Source organism: Staphylococcus sp. HMSC077D08 (assembly GCF_001837945.1).
Lineage (GTDB): Bacteria > Bacillota > Bacilli > Staphylococcales > Staphylococcaceae > Staphylococcus > Staphylococcus epidermidis.
In genome coordinates, this window is record NZ_KV834741.1 from 1 (window position 1) to 3311 (window position 3311).

Here is a 3311-nt window from a genome sequence, read left to right on the forward strand (position 1 = left end):
ATTTCTTCATAGCTAATCTTAGTATGTTTTAAATGATTTAAATATTAGAATTTTGACAAATAATTAGAACAATCAATCGTTATCGCATACGTAGAGTAAAATAATCTACAATTTATAAAACTTCTTTCAAAATAAATTGTTAAATTTGATAGAAAGTAATTTGAAAATCAAATATTACAAAATGATTAATGTTTAATCATATGTTCAATAAAATACTTAGTGATACGATAATCATCAGTTAGTTCTGGATGGAAAGAAACACCGAGATATTGTCCTTGTTTGACGGCTACTATTTTATCTCCAACTTTACTAAGTATTTCCACTCCGTTATCCACTTTAGCAATATGAGGTGCTCTAATAAATACTCCCTCAATATCATTTGCTATCCCTTTAATATCAAGTTCAGATTCAAAGCTATCGACTTGTCTACCGAATGAATTACGCTCAACAGTTATGTCTAATTTCTTTAAATAACCAGACTCATTTTCAACATTTTTTGCAAGAACGATTAATCCAGCACATGTTCCAAACATTGGCATATCTAAATGTTGTAACTTTTCTTTAAATCCATATAAATCCATTAAACGACGTAATGTTGTTGACTCGCCACCAGGTAATATTAGACCATCAATTTCATTTAGCTGCTCTACTCTTTTTATAGCAATGCCTTCATAACCACTTAATTCAATATGACGAATATGTTCACGTACAGCACCTTGTAAGGCTAAAACACCAATTTTAATCATTACCAACCACGCTCTTGCATTCTTTCTTCTAGTGAAATTTGATTAATATCTAGACCTTTCATAGCCGTACCTAGCTCACTTGCCAATTTTCCAATTAACTCATAATCTTGATAATGTGTAGTAGCTTGAACGATAGCTTTAGCAAATTTTTCAGGATCTTCAGATTTAAATATACCTGAACCAACAAATACACCATCTGCACCTAATTCCATCATTAGTGCTGCATCCTGAGGCGTAGCAACACCACCAGCTGCAAAATTAACTACAGGAAGACGTCCATTATCTTTAATTTGTTTTAATACTTCATAAGGTGCACCCAAATCTTTTGCAAATGTCATAATTTCATCATCGTTCATAACTGTTAAACGGCTAACTTCAGAATTAACACGTCGCATATGACGAACAGCTTCAACTATATTACCAGTACCAGGTTCACCTTTCGTACGCAACATCGCCGCACCTTCACCAATGCGTCGTGCTGCTTCACCTAAGTTACGACAGCCACACACAAAAGGAACTGTAAATTGATCTTTTCTTAAATGATATTCTTCGTCTGCAGGTGTTAGCACTTCAGACTCATCTATATAGTCAACATCCATCGATTCTAAAACTCTTGCTTCTGTAATATGACCAATTCTGGCTTTAGCCATAACAGGAATTGAAACAGCATTCATAACTTCTTCAACTATTTTAGGGTTTGCCATACGTGCAACACCACCAGCAGCACGAATATCTGATGGTACACGCTCTAATGCCATTACGGCAACAGCTCCGGCTTCTTCAGCAATTTTCGCTTGTTCTGCATTAACGACGTCCATAATGACACCGCCTTTTTGCATTTCAGCCATTCCTCTTTTCACTCGATCTGATCCTACTATTTTAGACATACTACTTACCCCTTTTCTTATTGATTAAATATATTTTACGAGATAAACTGATATTTAAAAAGGTTCAATTTGTACATAAAGATAGGGGTCAGTTAATTGAAAGTAAATCAACCACTTTATTTATCATTATATGAAAAGTTAAAAAATCAAATTATCGAAGGTCAATATCAATCAAATGATAGATTTCCATCTAAACGACAGTTAAGTAACTATTTATCTGTTAGCCACACTACAATAGAACATGCATATCAATTACTTGTAGATGAAGGTTTCATTTATTCGAAACCTAGATCTGGATACTTCGTTTCCGATATAGAATCATTGCCAGTGATACATCGACAAACAAATCAATTAAACACTGATAACTTAGAAAAGAAGCAACGACAATATAAATATGCTTTTAATTTAGCTGAAATTGATTCTGAAAGTTTTCCTATGCATATTTTTAGAAAATATGCGAAAGACGTTTTTGAAGATCATCAGCTATCACTATTACAACGAGGTGAGCGTCAAGGAGAATATATTTTAAGGCAACAAATTTCACATTACTTATTTAATAGTCGTGGCGTCACTTGTCACCCAAATCAAGTTATTATTGGATCATCAACAAGCCAGTTACTCGATATGATAACCAATTTACTAAAAAAAGAAGAGTTTATTATTGAACAGCCAAGTTATCCACCAATTAAACATACGCTTGATAAAAAAGGTATAAGTTATATTCAGGTACCAGTTGAACAAAATGGAATACAAATCGATCCTATTTTACATACAAATAACAATATTTTATATATAACACCTTCTCATCAATTTCCAACTGGTTATGTCACCAATTTAAAAAAAAGAACGCAATTAATCAATTGGTCGCATCAAGCAAAGCAAAGATATATTATTGAAGATGATTATGATTCAGAATTTAGATATTTTGGCAAACCCATACCTGCATTACAAAGTTTAGACACAAAAGGAAAAGTCATTTATATTAGTACTTTCTCAAAATCTTTATATCCAAGCTGTAGGATTGCATATATTGTTTTGCCACAAAATTTAATGAACAAATATAATAATCAAAAATATAAAGAAGGAAATACAGTGCCAGTGCACATTCAACACATGGTTGCTCAATTCATGATAAGTGGGAAATTTGAAAGACATTTGAATAAAATGCGAAAGATTTATAGAGATAAACTTGATTATATTTTAAAACGATTAAAGCCATACAATACTCAAATAAAGATTGAAGGCGCACTAACTGGAATGCATTTTACAATAACTGTTAATAATGGATTGTCGATGAAACAATGTTTAAAAAATGCGAAAAAAAATAATTTAAAATTAAAACCTTATCATTACGAAAATTATTCTAAAGCTTATCCAAAATTTATTTTAGGATTTGGGGGGATAAAAAAAGAAGAATTAGAAGACCATGTTAATGCATTAATTCATTCACTCGTTATATAAATACTAGACTTTAAGAAACTTTAAAATGCTTTAATTATTGTTACGATACATTACAGTAATTAAAGCATTTAAGGTTAGATCTGCTACTTAACCTTTATAAGCCACAAATGAAATTACCTCTTATAAAAGTTATTAAGTAGCTAATTTATTTATCAATACTTTCTTTTTTAGAACTCTTTTCATATAAAAAAAGAGACCTTTCGGTCTCGATTAGGCT

At 31.4% G+C, this 3311-nt stretch carries 3 protein-coding genes; 1 reads left to right on the forward strand and 2 read right to left on the reverse strand.

Annotated elements, in window-relative coordinates:
- Positions 1–185 precede the first annotated feature (185 nt).
- Together pdxT and pdxS are read right to left on the reverse strand one after the other, a co-directional pair.
- On the reverse strand, positions 186–743 hold the full coding sequence (gene pdxT / locus HMPREF2663_RS00875; RefSeq protein ID WP_032603020.1) for a pyridoxal 5'-phosphate synthase glutaminase subunit PdxT: 558 nt from the start codon (positions 741–743) through the stop codon (positions 186–188).
- A 2-nt stretch (positions 744–745) separates the two neighbouring features.
- The gene (pdxS, locus tag HMPREF2663_RS00880) at positions 746–1633 is read right to left on the reverse strand and encodes a pyridoxal 5'-phosphate synthase lyase subunit PdxS (RefSeq protein ID WP_070845580.1); all 888 of its coding nucleotides are present in this window, start codon (positions 1631–1633) and stop codon (positions 746–748) included.
- Positions 1634–1729: 96 nt separating this feature from the next.
- Here pdxS and HMPREF2663_RS00885 point away from each other — a divergent pair, with 96 nt between their 5' ends.
- On the forward strand, positions 1730–3094 hold the full coding sequence (locus HMPREF2663_RS00885; RefSeq protein ID WP_002475570.1) for a MocR-like pyridoxine biosynthesis transcription factor PdxR: 1365 nt from the start codon (positions 1730–1732) through the stop codon (positions 3092–3094).
- Positions 3095–3311: the final 217 nt, after the last annotated feature.